Source organism: Bacillus sp. ES1-5 (assembly GCF_022487605.1).
GTDB classification, from domain to species: domain Bacteria; phylum Bacillota; class Bacilli; order Bacillales; family Bacillaceae_G; genus Bacillus_A; species Bacillus_A wiedmannii.
This window is the reverse complement of the sequence record NZ_JAKVPU010000001.1, coordinates 1,303,520-1,327,796: the sequence shown is the minus strand read 5'-3', so window position 1 is coordinate 1,327,796 and position 24,277 is coordinate 1,303,520. Positions and strand designations below refer to the sequence as shown.

General features: G+C 33.7%; 23 protein-coding genes, 2 other RNA genes and 1 riboswitch. Of the genes, 22 read left to right on the top strand and 3 right to left on the bottom strand.

The genetic code is table 11. From position 1 onward, the window contains the following. Window positions 1–1,323, top strand: a complete 1,323-nt coding sequence (gene pbuX, locus MKO96_RS06740; RefSeq protein WP_000809222.1) for a xanthine permease PbuX — start codon at window positions 1–3, stop codon at window positions 1,321–1,323. 15 nt (window positions 1,324–1,338) lie between these two features. Here pbuX and MKO96_RS06735 read toward each other — a convergent pair whose 3' ends face one another. After that, entirely contained in the window at window positions 1,339–2,502 is a 1,164-nt protein-coding gene (locus tag MKO96_RS06735) for a DUF418 domain-containing protein (RefSeq protein ID WP_098102172.1), read from the bottom strand. A gap of 548 nt (window positions 2,503–3,050) precedes the next feature. Here MKO96_RS06735 and MKO96_RS06730 point away from each other — a divergent pair. Beyond that, complete coding sequence (locus MKO96_RS06730) at window positions 3,051–6,710, top strand: dynamin family protein (RefSeq protein ID WP_240587074.1); 3,660 nt, start codon at window positions 3,051–3,053, stop codon at window positions 6,708–6,710. A 3-nt stretch (window positions 6,711–6,713) separates the two neighbouring features. On the opposite strand, the gene MKO96_RS06725 is transcribed toward MKO96_RS06730, so the two are convergent. Next, window positions 6,714–6,968, bottom strand: coding sequence for a DUF3931 domain-containing protein (locus tag MKO96_RS06725; RefSeq protein ID WP_000369740.1), 255 nt, complete (start codon window positions 6,966–6,968; stop codon window positions 6,714–6,716). Window positions 6,969–7,041: 73 nt separating this feature from the next. Here MKO96_RS06725 and MKO96_RS06720 point away from each other — a divergent pair, with 73 nt between their 5' ends. From MKO96_RS06720 to ssrS (MKO96_RS06700), 5 genes are all read left to right on the top strand, one after another. Further along, the gene (locus MKO96_RS06720; protein ID WP_240587073.1) at window positions 7,042–7,509 is read left to right on the top strand and encodes a GNAT family N-acetyltransferase; all 468 of its coding nucleotides are present in this window, start codon (window positions 7,042–7,044) and stop codon (window positions 7,507–7,509) included. A 21-nt stretch (window positions 7,510–7,530) separates the two neighbouring features. Next, window positions 7,531–7,803, top strand: coding sequence for a YpbS family protein (locus MKO96_RS06715; protein WP_000451807.1), 273 nt, complete (start codon window positions 7,531–7,533; stop codon window positions 7,801–7,803). Window positions 7,804–7,805: 2 nt separating this feature from the next. Then, complete coding sequence (locus tag MKO96_RS06710) at window positions 7,806–8,639, top strand: sulfurtransferase (RefSeq protein ID WP_240587072.1); 834 nt, start codon at window positions 7,806–7,808, stop codon at window positions 8,637–8,639. A 116-nt stretch (window positions 8,640–8,755) separates the two neighbouring features. After that, a non-coding RNA gene (gene ssrS / locus MKO96_RS06705) (6S RNA) lies at window positions 8,756–8,938 on the top strand. Between the two features lie 21 nt (window positions 8,939–8,959). Further along, window positions 8,960–9,143: non-coding RNA, 6S RNA (ssrS, locus tag MKO96_RS06700), on the top strand. A gap of 54 nt (window positions 9,144–9,197) precedes the next feature. On the opposite strand, the gene MKO96_RS06695 is transcribed toward ssrS (MKO96_RS06700), so the two are convergent. Beyond that, entirely contained in the window at window positions 9,198–9,647 is a 450-nt protein-coding gene (locus MKO96_RS06695; RefSeq protein WP_240587071.1) for a hypothetical protein, read from the bottom strand. Window positions 9,648–9,730: 83 nt separating this feature from the next. On the opposite strand from MKO96_RS06695, the gene MKO96_RS06690 reads away from it, so the two are divergent. The 15 genes from MKO96_RS06690 to MKO96_RS06620 all read left to right on the top strand — a co-directional run bounded on the left by MKO96_RS06690 (window position 9,731) and on the right by MKO96_RS06620 (window position 24,201). After that, window positions 9,731–10,042 carry a hypothetical protein gene (locus MKO96_RS06690; protein WP_073517808.1) on the top strand — a complete coding sequence of 104 codons (312 nt, stop codon included), beginning with the start codon at window positions 9,731–9,733 and terminating at the stop codon, window positions 10,040–10,042. A gap of 3 nt (window positions 10,043–10,045) precedes the next feature. Continuing rightward, window positions 10,046–11,284, top strand: coding sequence for a glutathionylspermidine synthase family protein (locus MKO96_RS06685; protein WP_240587070.1), 1,239 nt, complete (start codon window positions 10,046–10,048; stop codon window positions 11,282–11,284). Next, window positions 11,277–11,663, top strand: a complete 387-nt coding sequence (locus MKO96_RS06680) for a DUF350 domain-containing protein (protein ID WP_000606860.1) — start codon at window positions 11,277–11,279, stop codon at window positions 11,661–11,663. The genes MKO96_RS06685 and MKO96_RS06680 overlap by 8 nt, the downstream gene beginning before the upstream one ends. Before the next feature lie 125 nt (window positions 11,664–11,788). Beyond that, window positions 11,789–11,954: riboswitch (M-box (ykoK) riboswitch) on the top strand. Between the two features lie 342 nt (window positions 11,955–12,296). After that, a complete protein-coding gene (locus MKO96_RS06675) occupies window positions 12,297–13,022 on the top strand; it encodes a P-type ATPase actuator domain-containing protein (RefSeq protein ID WP_240587069.1) in 726 nt (241 codons plus the stop codon). A gap of 130 nt (window positions 13,023–13,152) precedes the next feature. After that, window positions 13,153–14,019 carry a 5'-3' exonuclease gene (locus tag MKO96_RS06670; RefSeq protein ID WP_087980021.1) on the top strand — a complete coding sequence of 289 codons (867 nt, stop codon included), beginning with the start codon at window positions 13,153–13,155 and terminating at the stop codon, window positions 14,017–14,019. 359 nt (window positions 14,020–14,378) lie between these two features. Further along, window positions 14,379–14,519, top strand: coding sequence for an FbpB family small basic protein (locus tag MKO96_RS06665; RefSeq protein WP_046955196.1), 141 nt, complete (start codon window positions 14,379–14,381; stop codon window positions 14,517–14,519). Between the two features lie 327 nt (window positions 14,520–14,846). Beyond that, complete coding sequence (locus MKO96_RS06660) at window positions 14,847–16,040, top strand: acyltransferase family protein (protein WP_240587068.1); 1,194 nt, start codon at window positions 14,847–14,849, stop codon at window positions 16,038–16,040. Continuing rightward, the gene (locus MKO96_RS06655) at window positions 16,041–16,784 is read left to right on the top strand and encodes a YveK family protein (RefSeq protein ID WP_131934826.1); all 744 of its coding nucleotides are present in this window, start codon (window positions 16,041–16,043) and stop codon (window positions 16,782–16,784) included. It begins immediately after the preceding gene. Beyond that, a complete protein-coding gene (locus MKO96_RS06650) occupies window positions 16,771–17,391 on the top strand; it encodes a CpsD/CapB family tyrosine-protein kinase (protein WP_240587067.1) in 621 nt (206 codons plus the stop codon). The genes MKO96_RS06655 and MKO96_RS06650 overlap by 14 nt, the downstream gene beginning before the upstream one ends. 18 nt (window positions 17,392–17,409) lie before the next feature. Beyond that, a complete protein-coding gene (locus MKO96_RS06645; protein WP_240587066.1) occupies window positions 17,410–18,048 on the top strand; it encodes a sugar transferase in 639 nt (212 codons plus the stop codon). Between the two features lie 37 nt (window positions 18,049–18,085). Further along, window positions 18,086–19,522: an oligosaccharide flippase family protein gene (locus tag MKO96_RS06640; protein WP_240587065.1), complete on the top strand. Its 1,437-nt coding sequence runs from the start codon at window positions 18,086–18,088 to the stop codon at window positions 19,520–19,522. A 3-nt stretch (window positions 19,523–19,525) separates the two neighbouring features. After that, entirely contained in the window at window positions 19,526–20,740 is a 1,215-nt protein-coding gene (locus MKO96_RS06635) for an O-antigen ligase family protein (RefSeq protein ID WP_240587064.1), read from the top strand. After that, entirely contained in the window at window positions 20,715–21,515 is an 801-nt protein-coding gene (locus MKO96_RS06630; RefSeq protein ID WP_240587063.1) for a glycosyltransferase family 2 protein, read from the top strand. Before MKO96_RS06635 ends, MKO96_RS06630 begins: the two co-directional genes overlap by 26 nt. Then, window positions 21,512–22,561 carry a glycosyltransferase family 4 protein gene (locus MKO96_RS06625; protein ID WP_087980028.1) on the top strand — a complete coding sequence of 350 codons (1,050 nt, stop codon included), beginning with the start codon at window positions 21,512–21,514 and terminating at the stop codon, window positions 22,559–22,561. Before MKO96_RS06630 ends, MKO96_RS06625 begins: the two co-directional genes overlap by 4 nt. A 92-nt stretch (window positions 22,562–22,653) precedes the next feature. Then, window positions 22,654–24,201 (top strand): hypothetical protein, encoded by a 1,548-nt coding sequence (locus MKO96_RS06620; protein ID WP_240587062.1) that lies wholly within the window; start codon window positions 22,654–22,656, stop codon window positions 24,199–24,201. Window positions 24,202–24,277 lie beyond the last annotated feature (76 nt).

The window sequence follows — 24,277 nt, the reverse complement described above, 5'->3', positions numbered from 1 at the left end:
ATGAAGCAACATCCATTTAAAATCGCATCGCTTGGTATGCAGCATATGCTTGCGATGTATGCTGGCGCAATTATCGTTCCGCTTATTGTGGGCGGCGGACTTGGTTTAAATCAAAAAGAGTTAACATATTTAGTCTCGATTGATTTATTAATGTGCGGCGTTGCGACAATTTTACAAGCATTATCAAATCGCTTTTTCGGTATTGGACTTCCCGTTGTACTTGGTTGCACATTTACAGCGGTTGGGCCGATGATTGCAATCGGGAAACAATACGGCGTGTCTTCTATTTATGGAGCGATTATTGCTGCCGGGTTATTCGTTGTTATTTTTGCGAAATTATTTGGAAAGCTTGTAAAACTGTTTCCACCTGTCGTAACAGGATCTGTCGTTACCGTAATTGGAGTTACACTTGTTCCAGCAGCAATTAATGATATGGCTGGAGGAGTAGGAAGTAAAGATTTCGGTAGTCTTGAAAATTTAGCGTTAGCATTTGGTGTATTATTATTTATCATCATTATGTATCGTTTCTTTGACGGATTTATTCGTTCAATCTCTATTTTACTAGGTCTATTGTTCGGTACAATCGTTGCAGCATTTATGGGGAAAGTAAGTTTGCAAGCGGTTGGAGAAGCGGATTGGTTCCACGGTATTCAGCCATTTTACTTCGGTACACCAACATTTGAATTAACGCCAATTATTACGATGATTTTAGTTGCTTGCGTAGGGATTGTAGAAGCAACAGGTGTATATTTCGCATTATCTGATATTTGCAATAAAAAGATCGGTGAAAAAGAATTAACAAAAGGTTATCGCGCAGAAGGATTAGCGATGGTGTTAGGTGGTATTTTCAACGCGTTCCCATATACAACATACTCTCAAAACGTAGGACTTGTTCAATTAACTGGAGTAAGAAATCGCGTTATTATTTATACTTGTGGTGGTATGTTAATCGTTCTTGGATTCATTCCTAAAATCGCAGCTATTACAACTATTATCCCGAAATCAGTACTTGGCGGTGCAATGTTAGCGATGTTCGGTATGGTAATGGCATATGGTATTAAAATGTTAAGTAGCGTTGATTTTGGTAAACAAGAAAACTTATTAATCGTTGCATGTTCTGTAGGAATTGGGCTTGGGGTTACAGTTGTTCCTACATTATTCTCACAACTTCCTGAAAACATTCGTATTTTAACAGATAACGGAATTGTACTTGGAAGTGCGTCAGCAGTACTTTTAAATATCGTATTTAATATGGTGCCGCAACGTAAAGTAAAAGTAAAAGAAGAGCCAGTGTCTATGCAAAGTGCAGTAAGGGAAGCGTAAAAAAGCAAGGTCTCGTTACGAGACCTTGCTTTTCTTTTTAAGTGGCATCATTTTCCCGTAAGTACCAAGACGCCAAATGTACTCAAGTGGCCCGTATTGATAACGTGATAGCCACCAGCGGCTAATAAAGATTTGTAACGTATAGAAACTAATGCAAAATAGAGGACCTACCCATAATGGAGCAAGATAATCATTTTTGAACAATAGTCCGAATACAAGTAACGTAACAATTGTATGCGAGATGTAATTTGTTAACGCCATTCGACCAACATATTGGAATGGTCGTAATAATGTTTGCCATTTTTCTTTCTGTAATAAACGCATAAGCGTGAAAATGTAGAAGATGAATAATGTTTTTCCGCTAAACATTGTAAAGCCCTGCATATAAATTGGTTCATAAGATGGTTTTGATAAGAAATAGCGGACCATGAAGAACCACATTGGCAATGTTAAAATGAACATAATAATTTGCCATTTTTTAAGCTTTGGATCTAACTCTTTCGTACGGCGGAAAATATCCTTTTTACCGGCATATAAACCAAGTAAAAATAGCCCAACTGTTTCTGGGAGCATGAATGCGTTTAGTCCAATTCCATCAGCATAAAATGCATGGAAACGATTTTGTATTTGTGACACCCAGTCTTCAAGTGGCATGATTGGTAAGGATAACCCAAGTTCATCCTTTGGCATGAAGGCAATACCAATACTAGCAATTAGCATAAGAAATTGAAAAATACTTAATAAAACGATTGCCCATATTAAAATGGTACGAGGTTCTCTCTTATAAAATAAAAATAAGAAAAATCCAGCGATTGCATAAGTATGTAAAATGTCTCCGTCCCATAAAAGAACGTAATGTAAGAAACCAAATAATAATAAAATAAGTAAGCGACGAACAAATAAAGTTTTTGGTCGATCTGTTTTCGCTTCAGCACGAGTCATAAAAATGTAAAAGCCTAGGCCGAATAAAAACGAAAAGATAGTATAAAACTTTGTTTGAATAAACATATCGTAAAACAGACGGATATAGCTATCTAGCCCCTCATAAATTCCTGAAAGATCACGTGAGTCAATCCCAGCGATAACAGGCCAGTTAACAAGAAAAATACCTAGTACAGCTATCCCTCTAATAATGTCGATGGAGTGTATCCTCTCGCTTTGTGAAATATTTTGTGTCATTATTTTCCTCCTTGTTAAGTAATTCCCTTTTATTATACAAAATGTAAAGAGGAGGGTATATAGGTAATTTCCAATTTTTAAAACTGTTAAGATGTGTATTATGAGATATAATAAGAGTGCACAACAAGTTTTAACCTTCTTCAAAACAGGCAGTAAAGCTCCTTCTTATAAGGGGCTTTCTTTATGAAAAGTGTTGATAATGATTCTCTTTAATGATAAAATGTATTCAAAAGTGATAATCATTATCAAAAAGGTTGGTGCATGAGTATGGTATACGCATTAGTAGCAGGTACAGTCGCTGTATATGCAGTTATTGCAAAGTATGTTTTAACTGGAGTAGGAACAGCAAAATGAGTGATATGACATAAAATCCCTTTCATTTGTAAAAAGAATGAAAGGGATTTTTTATTTTTAATGAGAATATGCTGAAAATTTAGTATGATAGTAAGGTGAAACCGTAATCAACGAGGGGATGTACCTCCTGATGATTATGAGCTCGCAAATAGCGGGAAAAAGTATATACATCTTGGATAAAGGGGAACAAGGGGATGACAAACATAGTACAGACAAACGGTATGAAAAAACTTGTTTGTTTTTATGAAGAGTGGCAAAAACACGGCGATGCAGAGAATAGTGTAAAGTTGTTTGAGGTGATTCAAAAATATAAACGAGAACAGCTTATGATAGCGTTCTGCGGTCACTTCTCTGCAGGGAAATCAACGATGATGAATCATCTATATAAAGCGCAGTTGTTACCAACAAGTCCAATTCCGACAAGCGCTAACGTTGTCAAAATTGAAAAAGGAATGGATCGTGTTGTTGTAACAGTTAAATCTGGAGAACAGTACGAATATGACGGTGCATATTCAGCTGAAGAATTAAAACAAATTTGTAAAGACGGTGATGAGGTAATTGGTGTTCATATTTATCGGAATGATGCGCCAATTCCTGAGGATGTTATGTTAGTTGATACACCAGGGATTGATTCAACAGATGATGCCCATCAATTAGCGACAGAATCAACGCTGCATCTAGCAGACGTAATTTTTTATATGATGGATTATAATCACGTCCAATCGGAAGTGAATTTACAATTTGTTAAAGAATTGAAACAACGTAATAAAACGGTTTATCTTGTTGTAAATCAAATAGATAAACATAAAGAAAATGAATTATCGTTTGATGATTATAAAGATAGTGTAAAACAATCGTTCTCTAACTGGGATATTGAAGTAAATGGAGTGTATTATACTTCATTAAGAATGATGAACCATACACATAATGAAATTGGAAGCTTAGAAACATTAATAACTTCTATTATGAAAGAAAAAGAGCAGTATGTAAGAGATGGAATGGAGCGAGAAACAGAATATTTAATGGGGGAACATTTCTCGTTTATTCTTTCAGAAAATGAAAAAGCTCTTTTGAAATATGAGGAAGAGCTAGCATCGCCGCTTTCTATTTCAGAGATAGTTGAAAAGAAAGAAGAGCTAACGGAAACTAAACAATGCGAGGCTAGTAAAGAATCTCATGTGAGAAACGAATTTATAAAAGGCTTACAAGCTATATTAGATAACGCGTATTTAATGCCATTTGAAATGAGAGAACTGGCAAATGCGTATTTAGAAACGAAATTAACTAAATTTAAGGTCGGTTTGCTGTTTGCGAAAGGAAAGACGGAGCAAGAAAAACAGAGACGTTTAGATGCTTTTTATTCTGCTTTGCAAAAGACTGTTGAAACGCAACTTGATTTTCATGTGAAAGAATTTATTGTTGCCTTCTTAAAAGAAGAAGGATTGTTCACAGAGGAAATTGGGAAAGACATATATGCTTTAGAAATTGCTTTTGGACCAGAAATGTTAGCTGAAGTCATTAAACAAGGTGCAGGTTTCACAGGTGATTACTTACTTCTTTATACAGCGGATGTAGCGAATGAACTGAAGAAACGTTATTTTACAAAAGCGCAGCAAATTTTTGATAAAAGTGCAGTCGTTTTAAAGCAAAAGGTGAAGGAAGCAGTTGCACGCATTGAAGAAGAGATTGAAAAATATATGATGTTGCAAACGGCAAAAGAAACGCAATTGCAATACAGTAACAATTTAGAGACATATGAAAGTTATTTGCAAAATGTTTGGCACGAGCGTGTTGCTACACCAGAAGGATTGCAAATAGAGGAGATATTGCAAAGTAAAACACAAATTGTTAGTGAGAAATTCACACTACAAGAGCAGGAAAGCGTAAACGATAACGTAATGGCTCGTGAGGAAGAGATAAAAGGAACGGCAGCTTTAAATATTCAGCGTATATTAGAGAAAGTGAAGAAAGCTGAAACGATATTAGAGCCATTGCCAGCGCTGAAACATGTACAACAAGAGGTAATAGAAAAAAGGCGTCGTGTGGAAACGAAACAATTTACAGTAGCGTTATTCGGAGCTTTTAGTGCTGGAAAATCATCATTTGCCAATGCATTGCTTGGTGGGAATGTACTTCCTGTATCACCAAATCCGACGACGGCAACGATTAATCAAATTTTGCCGGTTACAGAGGAAAAACCACACGGAACAGTAATGGTTCAATTCAAATCAAAGCAAGCTCTATTAGAAGATATGAAAGCTGTTTATAAGTTGTTTCATTATGAGATTACTACGTTAGATGAAGCGTTAGCACAAATTGATAAAGTTATGAAATATCCTTCACCAACTGGGAAGCAAAAAACAACATTTAGCTTTTTACGAGCGGTACAAAAAGGGTATGATACGGTTTCTGCTCATTTAGGGGAGCAAGTACAAGTTACATTAGAAGAGTTTTCTGATTATGTAGCGAATGAAGAAAAATCATGTTTTGTTGAGTATATGGAGCTTTATTATGATTGTGCTTTAACAAGGCAAGGAGTAGCGCTTGTAGACACACCTGGAGCGGATTCTATTAACGCCCGCCATACGGACGTTGCGTTCCAGTATATTAAAAACGCAGATGCTATTTTATTTGTAACGTATTATAATCATGTGTTCTCTCGTGCTGACCGTGAATTCTTAATCCAGCTTGGTCGTGTAAAGGATACTTTTGCACTTGATAAAATGTTCTTCTTAATTAATGCGGCCGATTTAGCAGAGTCTGAAGAAGAACTTGAAATGGTAAAAGGTTATATCGCAGACCAGCTACTGCAATACGGTATTAGAAATCCGCGTTTATTTGCAATTTCAAGTTTATGTGCACTTGAAGAGAAGCAAGGAAAGAATATTGAAAAAGAGAAGTACGGTATTTTACAAAACTCTGGGATTGCTAAGTTCGAGGAATCATTTACATCCTTTATGATGAGAGATTTAATGCTCGTATCTGTTCATGCTTTATATGGTACATTGCAAGGAGCAGATCAGCTTTTAGTAAATATGATAAACGGTGCAAAGCAGGGGAATGAAGAGAAAGAGAAGCAAACGAAAAAATATGAAGCAGAGCGTAATCAGCTACTTCATATTATTTCATCATATAGTGTGCTTGCTGAAGAGCAGGCGATGCAAAATGAAGTGAAAGAATTGCTGTATTACGTGCAACAGCGTCTATTCCTGCGCTATAACGATGTGTTTACTGAATTTATTAATCCAGCATCGCTGAGAACGGATGGGAATGTGAAAGTGCAATTGCAACAGTGCGTTATGGAATTAGTAGCATTTATTCAGCATGATTTATTACAAGAAATGCGTGCGACATCATTACGCCTTGAGAAATGGATAGATGAAGCGATGAAGCGTGCAAAGAATGAAATTGTGGTGAGCTGTAAAGTAGAAAATGAATCAATTTCTATGAGTGGAACAGTGGATTATGAATATAAAGATATTGCACATAAAGAACCGTTCCCTTCAGTTGAAATAAAAGATTTCAAAAAAGCACTGGCGCATTTTAAAAATGAAAAAAGCTTTTTTGAAAAAAATGATAAAGCTTTCATGCAAGAAGAGGCTAAAGTTGTATTAGAGCCTTTCGTATCAAACTATGTAGCTGATGAAAAAGATTTATTTGTTCATCATTATAAGCAAGAGTGGGATTTGAAATGGAACTTATTCCAAAAAGTGATGCAGCAAGATGTGATGAATTATTATGAAAGTGTATTATTTGCATTGGCTGAAACAATTGATGTATCACTATATGAACAAAGTAAAGAACAATTGCAAAAGCAGTTAGTAGAGATTGAAAAAGAAATTTATGTGATATAGTCGTTATGAGAAAAAGATTCGTTCAATTTTCTTTTGCAATACTGTATCTAAAGATTTGACAAACCCAGCAAATTCATCGGTAGAAATCATATGAGTAAGAACGAGGCGTCTGCCGTCTGGTGTTTCACCGCATAAGACGAATGAAGAAAATTCATATGTTTTGTTTTCTACTACTAATTTTGGGTAGGAATACGTGTCGCTTTTCTTCTTCTTTCCATCAATAGAGATGACGTTGCACTTTTTCTCATTATTGTCCATGGTGAATCCCTCCTTTCTATTATTTATGGTAGACAAGGAGGGTTTAGAACAATAGAGAAAGGGGAGTTTTTTTATGTGTGTAGTAATAGAGTATATTTCGAAAGAAGCTATACCGAAACCTTTATTATTGCTTGCTGATCCAAGTGAGCAGCAAATTGATGCATATGTACAAAGAGGGTTCACATATGTAGCTAAGCAAGAGGAGAGAGTTGTCGGTGTATATGTTCTTTTGGAAACAAGGCCGAAGACGATGGAAATTATGAATATTGCGGTTGTAGAGCATTTGCAAGGAAAAGGGATTGGAAAGCAGCTATTAAGTCATGCCGTAGAAACTGCTAAAGGATATGGTATGTCAAAACTTGAAGTTGGTACAGGCAATTCTAGTGTTTCACAACTTGCTTTATATCAAAAATGCGGATTTCGTATTTTTTCTATTGATTTTGATTACTTTTCAAAGCATTATGAAGAAGAGATTATTGAAAATGGGATTGTATGTCGTGATATGATCCGGCTTGCAATGGAATTGAATAAGAACGTATAACTTATTTAGGGGGAAGAGAAGATGGAAGTACATAAAGCAATTACAGCACATTCTCGTAAACAAAATGAAAGTGTAAAAGCATGTTTACAATTAGATGCGCAGCGTGAAGCAGCTATTGAAGCAGCCGTATCTCTTGCGTCAAAGGGGAAAGAATTTTCGGTTGATGTCATTAATGTTGTAACAAAGCAAATTAATGATCTTGCAAAAAATGGTGTTACACTGCAGCGTAAATTTGTTACAGAAGAAATGGTTATGGAGTATGTAAGTCGTTTGCAAGAGAAAGAAGGTCGTTAAAGATGATAGTTACAGTCGAATGGTTACGTGAGCATATAGAAGATGAGAATGTCCGTATAATCGATTGTCGTTTTGATTTAGCGAATCCTAATTGGGGTAGAGAAAAGTATGAGGAAGAACATATTCTTCATGCGTTATATTTTGATTTGAATTTAGATTTATCAAGTCCTGTAACAGAACATGGTGGTCGCCATCCATTGCCGAATATTGAGGAGTTTGCAGACAAGCTTTCGCAAGCTGGTATTGATGAACATACGACAGTAATTGCATATGACAGTCAAGCAGGTGCAAATGCTTCTCGTCTCTGGTGGTTATTAAACTATGTAGGACATGAGAAAGTATATATATTAGATGGCGGATTTCCAGCTTGGAAAGAGAATGGACTACCGATAACAACGGAAATTCCGGTTGCTAAACGAAAAGCATTCAAAGCAAATGTACAAGATCATATGCTTGTAACGATGGAAACGGTGAGAGAGAATATTCATGCAGGTGCAAATGTTACGTTAATTGATTCTAGAGAATCAAAACGTTATGCTGGTGTAGAGGAACTAGTTGATTCAAAAGCAGGGCATATTCCGACAGCAGTAAACTATTTTTGGAAGGATGGAATTGCCCAATCAGGACAATTTAAGAATGAAGCTGGGCAACAAGAACGATTCCAAGATCTTTCGAAAGATAAGGAAACAATTGTATATTGTGGTTCTGGTGTTACAGCCTGTCCAAATATCCTTGCATTGAAATTAGCTGGATTCCAAAATGTTAAATTGTATGCAGGTAGCTGGAGTGATTGGATTTCTTATCCAGAAAATCAAATTGCAAAAGAAGAAGATTAATCACTTGCATGCAAAAATAATTTGTATTAAAATAAGGTCACAAGCAAGAAATTGCTCGAAAAACTTTGTATTTTACACATTGGAAACAATGTGATAATATAACGACAAGTAAATAATACATCCTGCGGTGTACGTAACTTATTTATGTCTAAAACCGATGTTAGTTATACGGAAGCTCAATATTTAGCGACCATCATCAAGCCTTCCTAGTGGAGGAAGATGTACGGTAACTGTGAGGGCATCCACCTGCGAGTAGCGGGTTTTTGGACATTTACGAGGAGCGGCACGTGCGGGGGTCTTATTTCAACTAACATTATATAAAATTCCTACGGTGTACGTAGCTTATGTATGTCTTAAACCAATAAGTTTAATATGGAAGTTCAATATTTAAATGTAGCTAACATGCCATCTTTTTAAGAAGGAAGTTACAAACATTTGTGAGAGCATCCACCTGTGAGAGCAGGTTTATGGACATCTAGAGAGAACGGCATATGTGGGGCTATATAAAAACCTTACGTTTTATACGTAAGGTTTTTTTGTTGCATAAATGTATCCATGTTATCTCGATTCACCTGTGAAGTTTCCATAATAAATATAGCATTTTCTATCTTCATCAATCTCTCTTGAATCTAAAGTGAACTCCATATGCATGCCGTCGCGCTGAATATATATAATATCTGAATGAAGAGATGGTAAAATTTCTTCATAGTTCCATACATCTTTACTTTCAATCAAGTTTGAATTCGTATCCTTTAGCTCTCTAATTTCAAAACCGATGTGGAAGTAAGTAGGATCTGAAGGATCGTTAGAAAAAGTTTCTTGTTGAATATATATAACTGCTGTGCCGTCTGGATCTACTGAAGTTGCAGTAACAACATATGTATTTTTATCTTTTATAAAATATTCACACGTCATGCGTGCAATAATTTCAGAATTAGAAATATTTGCGTAGTTCCATAAAGCAGGATACCTTTTCGTTTCATCATTAAGTCGATATTCTAAGCGCATTTTATCCCTCTTCTTCCTTTTTCTTCTACTTTATCATGCTATCTTATATAATAGGAATAGAATTTAAAAAGGGGAGTGCGAAGGTGACAAAAACGAAATGGCTAGTAGGTGGTGTCGTAACGTCTTTAATGACTGGCACTTTATTTGGCTGCGCACAAGATCTTCCCTCAAAACCGAATGATAATAGTTGTTCAGATTGGGATTGGGATGATGAACTTGGGGTATGGCAGTGTGATGATAGTAGTTCAGGTTATCGTGGGCATTACTTCTATGGTGGGAGATACTATCAAAATAAATCAGCTTTTAAAAATTCATCGGCGTTTAAATCGTATCAATCGTCCGCGGAATTTAAAGGTGGAATTGGAAGCGGTTCAAAGGGTGGATTTGGGGGCTAACATATGTCGCAATACATAAGAGAACGAAAAGAGTTTTATTCGAAATATCCGAATTTTTGGTCGGATTTATATGAATGTGAGTATAGTTTGTTTCATGTTTTCTCTATAACAAATCAGACTATGAAACAATTGCAATTAGTAACGGAACGAATGGGGAAAATATTTTTTAAGACTGCTAAACTTTTGCGGAATTTAAGTGACGAACAGCTTCTTGAACTTGGGTATCCTCCTGCAAGCTTATCGTTTATTAGAATGAAAGGATTATATCCTGAATCTGTTATTTCACGATTTGATTTCGTTTTAACAAGTGATAACCAAATTAAAATGCTTGAGTTTAATAGTGATACACCAACTTTTATTATGGAATGCTTTCAAATGAATGGAAAAGTTTGTGGAAAACTAGACTATGATGATCCAAACTTGGGTCAAGAACGATTACTATCTTCTGGTGTTACAAAGGCCGTAATGGAAGCGACAAAGGGAATAGATAACCCAAATGTTGTTTTTACAGCACATCATGAACATATTGAGGATTGGAATACGACTATGTATTTGAGCCAGTTATGCCATGTTGAAAATAAAGCAGTGCCAATGTCAGAACTTAGAATTACAAAAGATGCTTTAGTGGATAGCGATGGAGTACCGATTGATGTTTTATATCGTCAAACATATCCGATAGAAGATTTAATTGAGGACCAAGATCCTGAAACAGGAGATTTGGTAGGTGTGGAACTGTTGCAACTTGTAAAAGCCGGAAAGCTTTTTATAATAAATCCTTTGTCAGCATTTTTGCTTCAGCCAAAATCAATTCAGTGTCTGATTTGGGGGTTAGCAGAAGAAAAGGCCTTTTATACAAATGAGGAACAACAGTGGATTAAAGAATATATGTTACCTACATATTTAGAACCAGATTTATTTTTAGGGAAAAGTTCTTTCGTTCAAAAACCTTCATTTGGTAGAGAAGGGGACACAATTACCGTTCGCGATAAGGACGAAAATATTATGATTCAAAATGTACACCAAACGTATAAAGCATCACTGCCGATATTTCAAAAGTATACAGAACTTCCAGTCGTATCCTTGGAAACAGAGAAAGGGATGGAAAAACTGTCGTATGTGTTTGGTTCGTTTTTAATTGCTGGAAAAGCGAGTAGTATCGGTATTCGTGCGGGGGAAAAAATTACGGGGAATGAATCGTACTATTTACCGGTAGGGATAAAAAGGAGGAAAGTATATGATTAATTTTTTATTATATTTAGCAGTAACACTGGGTCTTTTATGCATTGGTCTTTTCCTAATGGAAGTGACAACGAAAGTAAAAGAATTTAAGTTAATGGCTCAAGGAAATAAGGCGGTAAGCTATGTGCTTGGAGGACGATTACTTGGGTTAGCTATTGTTTTATATTCGACAGCAGCTAATTCCATTTCACTTCTTGATATGGTTTCGTGGGGAGCTGTTGGGATTTTAGCTCAAATTATCGTCTTTTATTTAGCTGAGTGGCTTACACCGCGCTTTAATATAAACAAAAGTCTCGAAGAAGATAACCAAGCAGTCGGTCTTTTTCTTATGTTTTTATCACTTTCCATTGGGATTGTAATTGCTGGTTGTATAACTTATTAAAAACTTTACGTTTAAACGTGAAGTTTTTTATTTTATATACGTTAGTTCGTCATACATTTCGAAAAAATTGTAGGCTACTGTTGACATCTATTTTAAATAAGAGTAACATTTTCTATGTAATAAAAATAAGTCTCTGTTAGGTGAGGCTCCTGTATAGAGAAATGCTACTGCCCAAAAATGTCGAGAGACGCCAATGGGTCAACAGGAATGATCGAATTAAGGTTTTTCTTAACGTAGCTGGTAATGTACCTATGCTATACAGTGCTAAAACTCGGCGAGGGAGAGGTCCGTAGATTTCTAATTGTTTAGGAATCGTTTATTTGTGTATGTCATGACCTTTACTCTTTTCGGAGTAAGGGTCTTTTTGTTGCAAAGCTATGAGTAAATTCATAGTATAAACTATAAAATTAAACGAGGAGGTGAGGAGCATGTCAAATTCTGACTCGGTTCCGTTACCCATATACTTCAAATCAAAAATATATGATGTAGGCAGGAAACGACTTGTTCCTCCCTCTATATTTATCATAATGTAGCGTTTATATGCATGTTTAAGCGCTAGACACTGTTACGGTAAAGTGGATAAATTGAGAAACAAAGCGTTTCTTCCTATGTTGTACAGGAGGAGACGATAATATGTTATATGCAAACAAAACTGTGGGTAACACGTCATATAAATTAAGTAAAAAATCAATGAAAGAACAAACAATGCTTCAAAAAAATAAAGATTTATTAATTGAAATCGCAACGAGAGATGTAAAATCTGTATTTGCGTATTTTAAAACAACAAGAGACGGATTATCTATGAAAGAGGCACAAAAACGCATTCAAGTATACGGCCGAAACGAATTAGTTTCAAAAAGAGCGCGTATTGCGGAAGTAATGATGAAGCTAAGTGGAATGATTCCAGGTTTTTCAAAACAACATGTGCGTGATGGATTACAATGTGAGAAAATTACTGTGTCTCGAGTAGAATGTTCTAGTGTAACTGGTTTAAACGGTGAATTAAAAATGATGAATGTGCCAGTACAAGAGCTTGTTCCTGGGGATATGATTTTTCTTTCAGAAGGTGATACAGTACCAGCAGATGTACGTATCATTTACGCGAATGATTTATTAGTAAATGAATCCGTGCTAACAGGAAAAGATGCAAGTATTGAGAAATTTGAAAGTTGCTATCACCTTGAGCGTAAACGATTTATTCCTTTAAAACGAATGAAAGACTATAATCCACTTGAACTTGAAAACGTATGTTTCAAAGGGACTCATATTGTTGGCGGAAATGCAAAGGCTGTAGTTGTTTCGACTGGGAAAAATACGTATACAGGAATTCTTCATACTTGTTGTAGTAGAACGTCTTAATGTGTAAATGATGCTAAATATACAAAAACAATGTATAATAGACAAAGTTGAAAAAACGTAGAATGGTAATCTATTTATATAACCTTACGTGATGACGTGGGGTTATTATTTTTTTGGTAGGAGAGGGATTATGAAAAAAGTATTATTAGTTGATGGTATGGCACTATTATTTCGTGCTTTTTACGCAACAAGTGTCTACGGACAATTTATGAAACGACAAGATGGTACCCCTACAAACGGGATTCATGGTTATATGAAACATTTATTAACAGCTATGCAAGCAATTGAACCGACACATATCGTAACATGCTGGGATATGGGTAGTACGACATTTAGAACAGAATCGTTCTCGAATTATAAAGCGAATCGTGTAGCGCCGCCTGAAGAATTAATTCCGCAATTTGATTTAGTTCAAGAAATGACTGCCAAATTGTCTATTCCAGTTATCGGTATGAAAGGGTATGAAGCGGATGATTGTATTGGTACGCTTGCAAAACAATACTGTAATGAAGCGGAAGTTTATATTTTAACAGGTGATACGGATTTACTTCAGCTTGTTGATAAGAACGTTACAGTTATGCTCTTGCGCAAAGGAATTGGAAATTACGAATATTACACACCAGAGAAAATCATGGAAGAAAAAGGCGTAGAGCCGTGGCAAATCGTGCATGCGAAGGCGTTTATGGGAGATACGAGTGATAACTATCCAGGTGTAAAAGGTATCGGCGAAAAGACAGCGTATAAATTGATTCAAGAGCACGGAACAGTAGCAACCGTACTAGAAAATGTAGCAACATTAACGAAAGCGCAGCGTACAAAGATTGAAAGTGATTTAGAGAACTTAAATATTTCATTACAATTGGCACAAATTCATTGTGAAGTTCCAATTTCATGTTTATTAGAAGAAGGATTACACACAATGGATGAAGAAAAACTTAGATTCGTTTGTGAAGAAATGAATTGGGGAAGACCAGAAATATTAATCAATATGCTGTAAATAGTTTTGAAAGAGGGATGTTGTATAAGTCAAACTTTGACTTATACAACACCCCTCTTTTTGTTTTTACGAACAGTATCGTAGTAAATAAAATTATATCGAACTAAATTTTAAATATATAAATGTTTCGACAAAAATATTGATAGAAGTTAATGACGATAGAAACTTTTACAATGAAATGAAGCAATTTCAAAATGGTTTTAGGAAGATCACATTTTTGCATGTTCACAAAGTTGTCAGAAAATAAACGAAATTTCCATATGAAGTTCAAATGGAATTCACAACAATCAATTATTATAAGGGCACACAGATAATTCCTTATCTTTTATATAAACCATCCCCTAAGGAGGACAATGAAAATGAGAAAAAAAGTGCGAAAATCTTTTAAACAATTATTAATTGAAAATAAACAATCACTATTAAATAATAAAGAAAATATGAAAGAAATTGAAGAGAGAATTGAGAAACGACATGTAGCATATAGTGGTGCCAATAATTAAATAAAATAAAAAGATAGCCTTTAAAGGCTATCTTTTTATTTTATATTGAAAAAAACTTTATTCCTCTCTTTAATTTTGCAACTATGCAAGATATTTTTATAGTGTTTTTCTGTCAATATTATTCATTTTTCGAGGTTGTAATTGGTATATATCAATTTTGAAGATTCGCTATTCATAATATTACAAAAAATGTTACAATACATTCAAAATTACGCTATAAAATCATTTTAATATGAAAAATTGGAATGAAAAGAAAGGAGAAGAATATGAATAATGGTGTCGCTTTGAAATGATTATTATCATTTCAGTAGGAGTTGATGTAAAACGATGGATAGGTATGAAGAACTGGATTCTATACGAGGAATTTCTTCATTGATAGTAATGATTGGCCATCATTTAATGATTTTTTCAGTATTTCAAAATTACAGTTATGAAGATAATAAACCATTTGTTATTTATCTATTAAAAGAAACACCTGCTCGTCTAATTTTTAGTAGTGGTAACGAATCTGTTATTATCTTTTTTGTTTTGAGTGGATTTGTTTTGTATAGATCCATTCAAAAAAACTACGATAGCTATGGATCATTCCTTTTAAAGCGTATATCTAGAATTTATATTCCATATATCGTAGCAATAAGTATAGCTATTTTATGCCAGACTACAATGAGTAAATATGGTATTTCTAATTTAAGTGAATGGTTTAATCGCTCATGGACGATTGAAAGTTCTTTAAGCTCAATAGCGCAACATATTTTATTGATTGGGAAATATAATACAGATGCATATAACGGCGTAATTTGGTCACTTGTTCATGAAATGCGAATATCGATAATTTTTCCGTTAGTTTTGATGGTTTGTTTACGAAAAACGTTGAGGCATTCATTATTGTCATTGTTTAGTTTTAGTATATGTTCTGTCGTGATTTTATTTTTATTTCACTCAAGTTTAACATTAACTAGTTATGCATTAACTCTGCATTACACAGTGCTGTTTTTACTAGGAGCACTAGTTGCGAAATATAAAAATAATTTAATAGTTTTTTATAGTAATCGTACTAAAAATGAGAAAATTGCATGGTTTTTATTTGCGGTTTTACTTTATATGTATGAAGGGCTTATTGGAGAAATTAATTTGCTTAATAATTTTATATTTCGAGACTACGTAGTAGCGATAAGTGCATGTTTATTTGTCATATTAAGCTTGTCAGTATCAACTTTGTCATCCTTGCTACGTAATAAATACTTGTTATATTTGGGGAAGATTTCTTACAGTCTTTATTTATACCACATCATATCTTTATTTTCCCTAGTGTATATGCTTCATGAAATATTTCCGTTACCTATTGTTTTAATGTTATCGCTCATTCTTTCGTTTATACTAGCAATAATTTCTTATTTGTTTGTAGAAAAATTTGCATTCAGGATTGGAAAGTATATAACAAAGCAATCGAATTTAGAAAAGAAAAGACTATCTGTAGAAAGTGAGTTGCAGGATGTCATTCAAACAAAGGCGGTGAAATAATTGAAGCAAGAAATTAGTATGAAGGATTTTCAGCAACTATTGAAAAGAAGAGTAGTAACAATTATTTTGACGATGTGTTGTGTAACTGTTTCTTTAATTCTTATTTCTATGTATGTATTAAAGCCTTCGTATCAATATTCAACGCAAATTCTCGTTGGGAATTTAGATGGGTTTAATAAGGAAAATGCAGTGAATAAAACACAGGAAAATAAGCAACTTGTAACGTCGTATGTTGATATATTAAAAAGTCCACTCATTATTTCAACGGTTAAAAAAAATTTAAAATTAGAGCAATCAACTTATGAATTAGCACAAAAAATTTCAGTGGTGAATATGGACAACTCACAAATCGTTACTGTCACAGTAAAAGATTCGGATCCTACAATCGTCAAAGAAATTGTAAAGTCATTGGCAGAACAATCTCAAAAAAGCTTTCAACAGTATACGAATGTACAGGGGATAAAAATATTAACTGACCCTGAGTTACAGGAAAAAGCTGATAAGTTGTTTCCGAAATTGCAACTTATCATTCCTATCTCTTTAATTGTTAGTTTTTTTGTTGGGATAGGTTTAGCTGTATTTCGAGATTATTTTGATGAGCGTATATACGTGGAACAAGATTTAGAGAAAATAACAACAGTATCTGTTATTGGTCACATAAATATGAAACCGAATAGAAAAAAGAAATCTACAGAAGTTGATGCGCAATCATCTATATATCGAGGTGAACATGTCGATGTTTAAGACAAAGAAAAAGCTGCCATTTAATCCGCATGATGCTCTAATGAAAGAGCAGTTTTATACGGTGTATCACGAGTTGAAAAAATCGGGGAAACAAGTGTTCACAGTTACTTCAACGAAGGATAGAGGTATTATCGCGTCGCTTATAGTAAATCTAGGGCTAGTGTTTGCAGAGATGAAAAAAAAGGTGTTACTTATCGATGTGAATTTTTCTGATCCTAAACTACATCTACTATTACAAAGTAATTATACGAAAACAGTGAACGATATAATAAACGACTCCCCTTGTAGTTATGAATCTTTTTCTAGTAATTTATCTAAATACTTATATTGTATTCCTGCCCAAAAAACAGTAAACACCGGAACGACTTTAGTTGCTACTGATGAATTTGATCATGTAATTGCGAAGTGGAAAGAAGATTTTGATTATATTTTCTTGTATTCCTCTGAAGTATTTGAGCTTCCTGCTACGCACATGATTGCAGGGAAATGCGATGGAGTGGTCTTAGCAGTCAAAAAGAAAAAAGATTCCCTACGTACGGTGCAAAAAGTGATAGCAAATATAAAGAGGAAAGAATGTGAATTAATAGGTATAGTTTTATATTCTTGAATGTGGGGGTAACGATCTATGATTCGTGAAACAAACCAAGCCAAGTTGTATACGATTCCGGCTCAAGAAAAGACCAGCATTTTGAATCGAAGTATAAAGCGCTTGTTTGATATTATATTTTCACTCATATTGTTACTAGTAACGCTACCAATTATGTTGTTCTTTTGTATTATGATTGCTTTCGAAACAGCAGGAGCTCCAATTTATTTTCAAGAACGTTTAGGGATTAATGGAAGGAAATTTAATGTATTTAAATTAAGGTCGATGGTAAAAGATGCTGAAATAAATGGACCACAATGGGCAAATGAAAATGATCCAAGAATTACTAAAGTTGGATCGTTTATAAGGAAAACGAGAATTGATGAGTTACCGCAACTTTTAAATATTTTAAAAGGTGATATGTCTTTTGTCGGACCAAGACCAGAGAGAGAGTATTTTTATAAACAATTTGATACGTATATTCCAGAATTCAAGGATCGTTTAATAGTGAAGCCAGGGTTAACAGGATGGGCACAAATAAATGGAGGATATAATCTTGATCCGAAAGAAAAGTTGAAATTGGATATGGAGTATATTGAAATGAAAACGATTAAGATGGACATTCGGATTTTATGTAAAACCGTTTTAATAGTATTGAACGGTAATGGTGCAAGATAAATATATGTAAGTAGGTTGCTTGCAAAGGAGAGCAGGTATGGGTAGATCTATTTTAAATAATATTATCCATCTATTTTATAGCACAATTTTAGCTAATCTTCTTCAAGCTGTGAGTTTAATTGCTTTAGCAAATTTTTTTAATGCACAAAATTATGGGATGTTTAGTGTTGCTATAGCAGTGACGTTTGTTATGTTATTTTTTACAGATTTAGGACTTACAAATACGTTTCTTCGAGAAGGCGCAAAAGATGGAGTAGACTTAGATACGATTGTATCGTCGTATATAAAAGTAAGGATGATTCTACTTATTTTTATTTCTATAATCGGCTATATTGCTATTCATTATATGTATGCGGATAGAAATTTGATTTATATGATGATAAACGTAATGTTTTTCATGTTAATAGGATTAACTTGGCAAAATATAGGGATTGCCTACTTTCAGCTGACGGAGCGTATGAAGTATATAGCGCTTATTAAAGTTGTATCAGCAGCAGTTGTCATTATCATTACATGTTTTTGTATTTTCGGAGAGTTACCAGTTTATATAACTGCTCGTTTATATGGATTTGGTTATATGATCGGTGGTGCATTCAGCATATATGTAATGAAAAGAAAGACGAGTATGAATATGAAAGTCGTAATTCATAAAGCGTTATTTTGGCAATTGACACCTTTTATTATTAGTGGTTTTTTAATAATGAGTACGCCACAATTAGCACCTATCTTACTTAACTATACATTGCCATTAAGTATGGTAGGTGTTTTCGCAGTGGCGTATCGGATGCCAGCAGCTTTATATCAAGTGCCAGGGGTGATTGCAGGTGCATTTTATCCAGTGCTCTTTAAGCATTATAATCAGAATAATTTAGAAGAGCATACGAAATTAAACTTACTTCAAATAAAAACAATGGCGATTGTGGGAATATGTATGACGATAGGTTTATATCATTTAGCACCATACTTTATTTCTATATTTTTTCAGGAAGAATGGAGAAATGCAGTAGAGCCACTCCAAATATTATCATTTCTCATTGTGCTGCAAAGTTTAAATATTGCTATAGCTGACGGCTTAACAACGGGTGGACGTCAAAATAAAAGAACGGTTGTGCAATGTATAGCGTTAGTGATAGGGGGGATTATGCTTTATAGCTTTAGTAGTATTGGTGGAGTGATAGGAGCGGCTTACGCTATGGTTTTATTTGAAATTGTGGCTTTAGTTGGGTATATAGCGGTAAGTGTAGTGAAGAAAAAAATTGTATTCCAAATTGTAATACCGTATACAATTTATTTTGGCGTAACTTTTATTGGAGTGCAATATATATTGCATACATATCATTTCATTGCGCTCGTTCTGAATACGTTAATCGTAGTAGTTGGTATATTCCTGTATGATTATGAGCTGAAAAAACTTCTTCTTTCGTTTATAAGAAAAACACGCAAAAAGGATTATATTACGAAACAGGGGATATAGCCTATGGAAAATAATATGAAAATATCGATGAAATGGATTATGCTCTTAATATTATTTGTCATGTTAAGTAAATACAACATATATATTGGATTTTCGCTGAAGATATATATGATTTTTTTAGTTATATATTTTTGTTTAACAATTAAAAACTTTCATATTCAAAAGTTATATTTTCATGAAGTTGTATTTTTACTATTTTATTTCATTTATTGTTTGAGTGGAATTCTTTCTATATATTTACATGCTAGTATTCGTATGATTCTTGGTGTGCTACTTGTTTTAGGGTGTTATTTTATAATGAGAAATTTATTAGGAAATGTTGAAATAGCAACACTTGAATCATCTATCGTCTATGTAGGATTCATATTTAATATTGTAAGCCTAATACTGTATATAGTCGGTTTACAGCACTTTGGATTGTACGGTGGGGAAGAAAGAGAAATTTTTGCTGGACTATTAGTTGATAGAGGGTATCCAAGATTAATTGGTTTGCTAGATGATCCTAACATTTTTATTTTTTATAATACAATATTTTTTATGTATTATATGACAAACCTACATAATATGACGAACATTTTAGGATTGATTTTATGTGTTACGACAAGTTTATTAACTTTTTCAAGGGGAGGAATATTAGCACTTGTGCTTGTTGTTTTTGTATATGTATGTACATCTAGTTTTGCAAAAAAAATAAAAATAATGATAAGTTTACTATTGTTTGGTGTAGTGATTTTTAGTTTATCAAATAGTGTAATGGGTGGCCAATTGGATGACATATTGAATAAACGAATTTCTGATTTTTCGCATGATAATGGAAGTGGAAGATTTACATTATGGGAAGCTGCTTTTAAATATTATTTATCCAATCCATATATCGGAATCGGTGCGTTTAATTTTTCGAATTATTATGAGTTTCAATTTAACGAAAAATTATATGTGCACAATACATTTTTAGAAATTTTGTCTGAATCGGGTACAATTGGTTTTCTTTTATATAGCGCTTTTTTATTCATATTAATGTTCAAGTTAACGCAGTATACTTTGTTTCGTGAAAAACCGTATCTTTTATTGACCATGATTGCATTTTTATTTCAGATGATGTCATTGTCACTCATTATTAACGAAGCGTTCTTTTTATTTTTAGCAATGGTTGTAAAGTACATTTCAATATATGAAGGAAGGGGAAAGGTAGATGGTAAAATGTCTATCAGCACATAATAAGGCGCCTCATATTTCTGTAATAACACCTTCTTATAATAGTATACGATTTATAGGTGAAACGATTTTATCTGTACAGAATCAATCATATGAAGATTGGGAAATGATTATCGTTGATGACGCTTCAACTGACCAATCTCTTGCAAAAATTAAAGAGATAATAGAAGGAGACTCGCGTATTAGACTATTATCATTAAAAGGAAATGTTGGTGCTGCTAAAGCTCGGAATATAGCGATTGAAGAGGCGAGAGGAAGGTATATTGCTTTTTTAGATAGCGATGATATATGGTTGCCACATAAATTGCAGACGCAATTGCTATTTATGGAAGAAATGAATGCGGCCTTTTCATATGCATCGTATAGTTTAATCGATGAAAACGGTAATGGATTAAATCGAGAAGTGAATGTACCAAAATCTGTTGACTATCATCGTTTGGCAGGAAATACAATTATCGGTTGTTTAACAGTAATGATTGATCGTGAAAAAATTCCGCATATTGAAATGCCTAGTGTGCAGCCGGAAGATACAGCGCTATGGCTAAACTTATTAGATGAAGGGCATGAAGCGAAAGGAATACAGCAAGTATTAGCGAAGTATAGAATTGTACAAAATTCTGTTTCGAGAAATAAAATTAGAGCGGCTTTTCGGTATTGGAAATTATTAAGGGAACAAAAACGACTGAATGCAGTGCAAATCTTTTACTATTTTAGTAAGTATGCTTTTCATGCCTATAGAAAAAATAAAATCAATGTAGTTGGGAAGGCGCAATTATGAATATACTGTTGATGACAGATAAATTGATAACTGGGGGAGCCGAGAGTTATTTTTGTAAATTGGAAAGCAATTTGCGTGATGAGAAATTTACGGTTTATACAGCTGCAGGTGATGGAGAACTATATGAATCTCTTACTAGAAAAGAAAATTTCATGTTACTTAGTCGATGGAATCATTTGAGAAATATTCATTACTTACGAAAAGAAATTTGTAAACGAAAGATAGAACTTATTCATGCAAATAGTTTGCGAATGGTATTATATTCCTTTTTGATTCAAAAGTTCATGAAAAAAAAGATAAAAGTCGTGTATACGAAACATAATGTAACGATATTAGAAAAGAAAATGCCAACTCTTTTTCGTTATTTTATAAATAAATATGTGAATAATATTATTACAGTAAGTGAGTTTGAAAAGAATAATTTAATTTCAATGCATGTAGCAGAAGAGAAAATAAAGACAATTTATAACGGTGTGGATATTGAAAAGTTTTTATTCCAGCAGAAAAAGAAAGAATCTATTTATAAAATAGGGATATTAGCTAGACTATCAAAGGAGAAAAACCATCAATTATTTGTAAAAATTGCAAATGTATTGAAAAAAAGAGATGATTTTTTGTTTTATATTGCTGGTGATGGACCAGAGAAAGAATCTATTATGAAAGAAATAGAAAAGTATGGATTGCAGCAAAGTGTAAAGATGTTAGGGAATATTTCAGAGCCGCATAGGTTTATAGGAAATATGGATGCCCTACTTTTATTATCTTTTCGTGAAGTGTTTCCAATGGTGGTAATTGAAGCAATGGCTACAGGAACACCGATTGTTTCAATAGATGTTGGTGGAATAAATGAAGCAATAGATGGAGAATCAGGTGTTTTAGTATCTGAATATTGCGAATTAGGATTTGCAAGTACGCTTGAGGAACTACAAGGAAATGAGGAAAAGGTGAATGGTATTAGACTGAAGGCACGAGAGAAAGCAGAGAGATATTTTTCATTAACTAAAATGATAGAAGAAACGAAAAGTATATATGAATTAAACAAATGACCGTGCAAGTCGTTTGTTTTTTTTATTATAGAAACTTTAAAGAGGAAACTCACATATTATATGAAAAAGGTAATATGAGGAGTGAATTTATTTTGTCAGAGTATATTTCATCACAAGGAGATTGTGCACCTGAAAATAGTGTCCATATTGATTGTTTTGGTGCAGTTCCAAACTCGGGAAATGATAGTTCAATAGCGATTCAACAAGCGATTGAATACTGTGTATCGAATCGGATTTCCACGGTAAGAATTACAGGCGTTAATACGTACAAAATTTTAAAGCCAATTATTATTAAATCAAACGTAAGACTAGAGTTAGATCCTACTGTAACACTACAAATTGATGGAGATTTTAATGTGTTTGAACTGCAACAAAATGCGTCTATTACAGGTGGTACAGTTCAAGTTATAAATCCAGTGTTTCAATCTGCTGTCATTTATGTTTCCGGCTCACAACAAATAGAAGTTCCTAATCACTCTCTTATATCAAATATAAATATAATAAATGCAACGTCGTCATATAAAGGTAAGGCTATACACTTTTATTGTCAAAAAGCATGGGATTATATTAGTTTCTTTCAAGTTAACTTTATTCAAATTAAAAACTTTCAAACTGCAATACATTTGAAGACAGAATATATAGATGATATAAATACACCTTGCTGGATTAACGCAAATGTATTTCAATCTATATTTATTGATGGATGTCAGTATGGGATAGAAGTTGATGGAAACAGTGATTTACCAAATGAAAGTTCAGGAAATACGTTTCATGATATTCAAGTACAATGTAGACAGCAAACGAAAAAAGTCATTCGTTGTACGGGTGCCTATAATACATTTGATTGTATGATTTGGGATACGTACCGGATGAGTAGTGAACAGATTGTCATTGAATTTTCTTCTAATTCGCATCGTAACTACCTTTTTTCGAATTTACTTTCCACAACTATTGTAGATAAAGGACAATACAATGTTTGTAAGTCTACTTATGAAGAATCTCTTCGGATTCAGTTGCCAATTACGTTAAATATACCACATTTAATAGGGAACCAAGATGATATATTAGTAAATGCTCCGCAGAAGTATACTGTTAAGCAAGTAAGTGGGAAATTACCTTACGGGGGGAATCTCGCAAATTGCTTTAATTTAATAGATGAACAAAGTGTAAACTATATCGATGTTCCAGATAGTAATCCAGTTGTGATTGAGCTAGATTTTACGAAAAATCCAATCAAAATGTTGAATTGTTTTGGAATGTATTTTGGATGGGGAGAGAGTCCAAAGAAAATTAAAATTGAATATGCATTAAGTGCAACTGGAAATTGGGTTGTTGCATCGGATGTTCCATTAAATGTAGGCGATACAATTATATCGAATATGAAGGCGAGTCAACTATATAAAGTAAGAATTACATTGAGTGGTTATTCTCAAGACCATAAGCGTTTTCGGATTAATCGTATGTTTGCAAGATCGTCGATGGAAAATGGGAATGCTTGGTTAGCGACAACTGGTGGAAGAATGTTTGGAGATATTGAAATAGAAGCAAGTAAAGGTATCGTTATGAAGACTGCTAGTGGAGCGAAATGGAAAGTAACGATTAATGAGGCTGGCCAGCTTATTACGACTAAAATAACTTAAGATGATGATTGATTGTAAATGCTTGGACGAATTATTAGGTAGTACGATAAAGAGAATAAAAAAGAGATTGTAATTT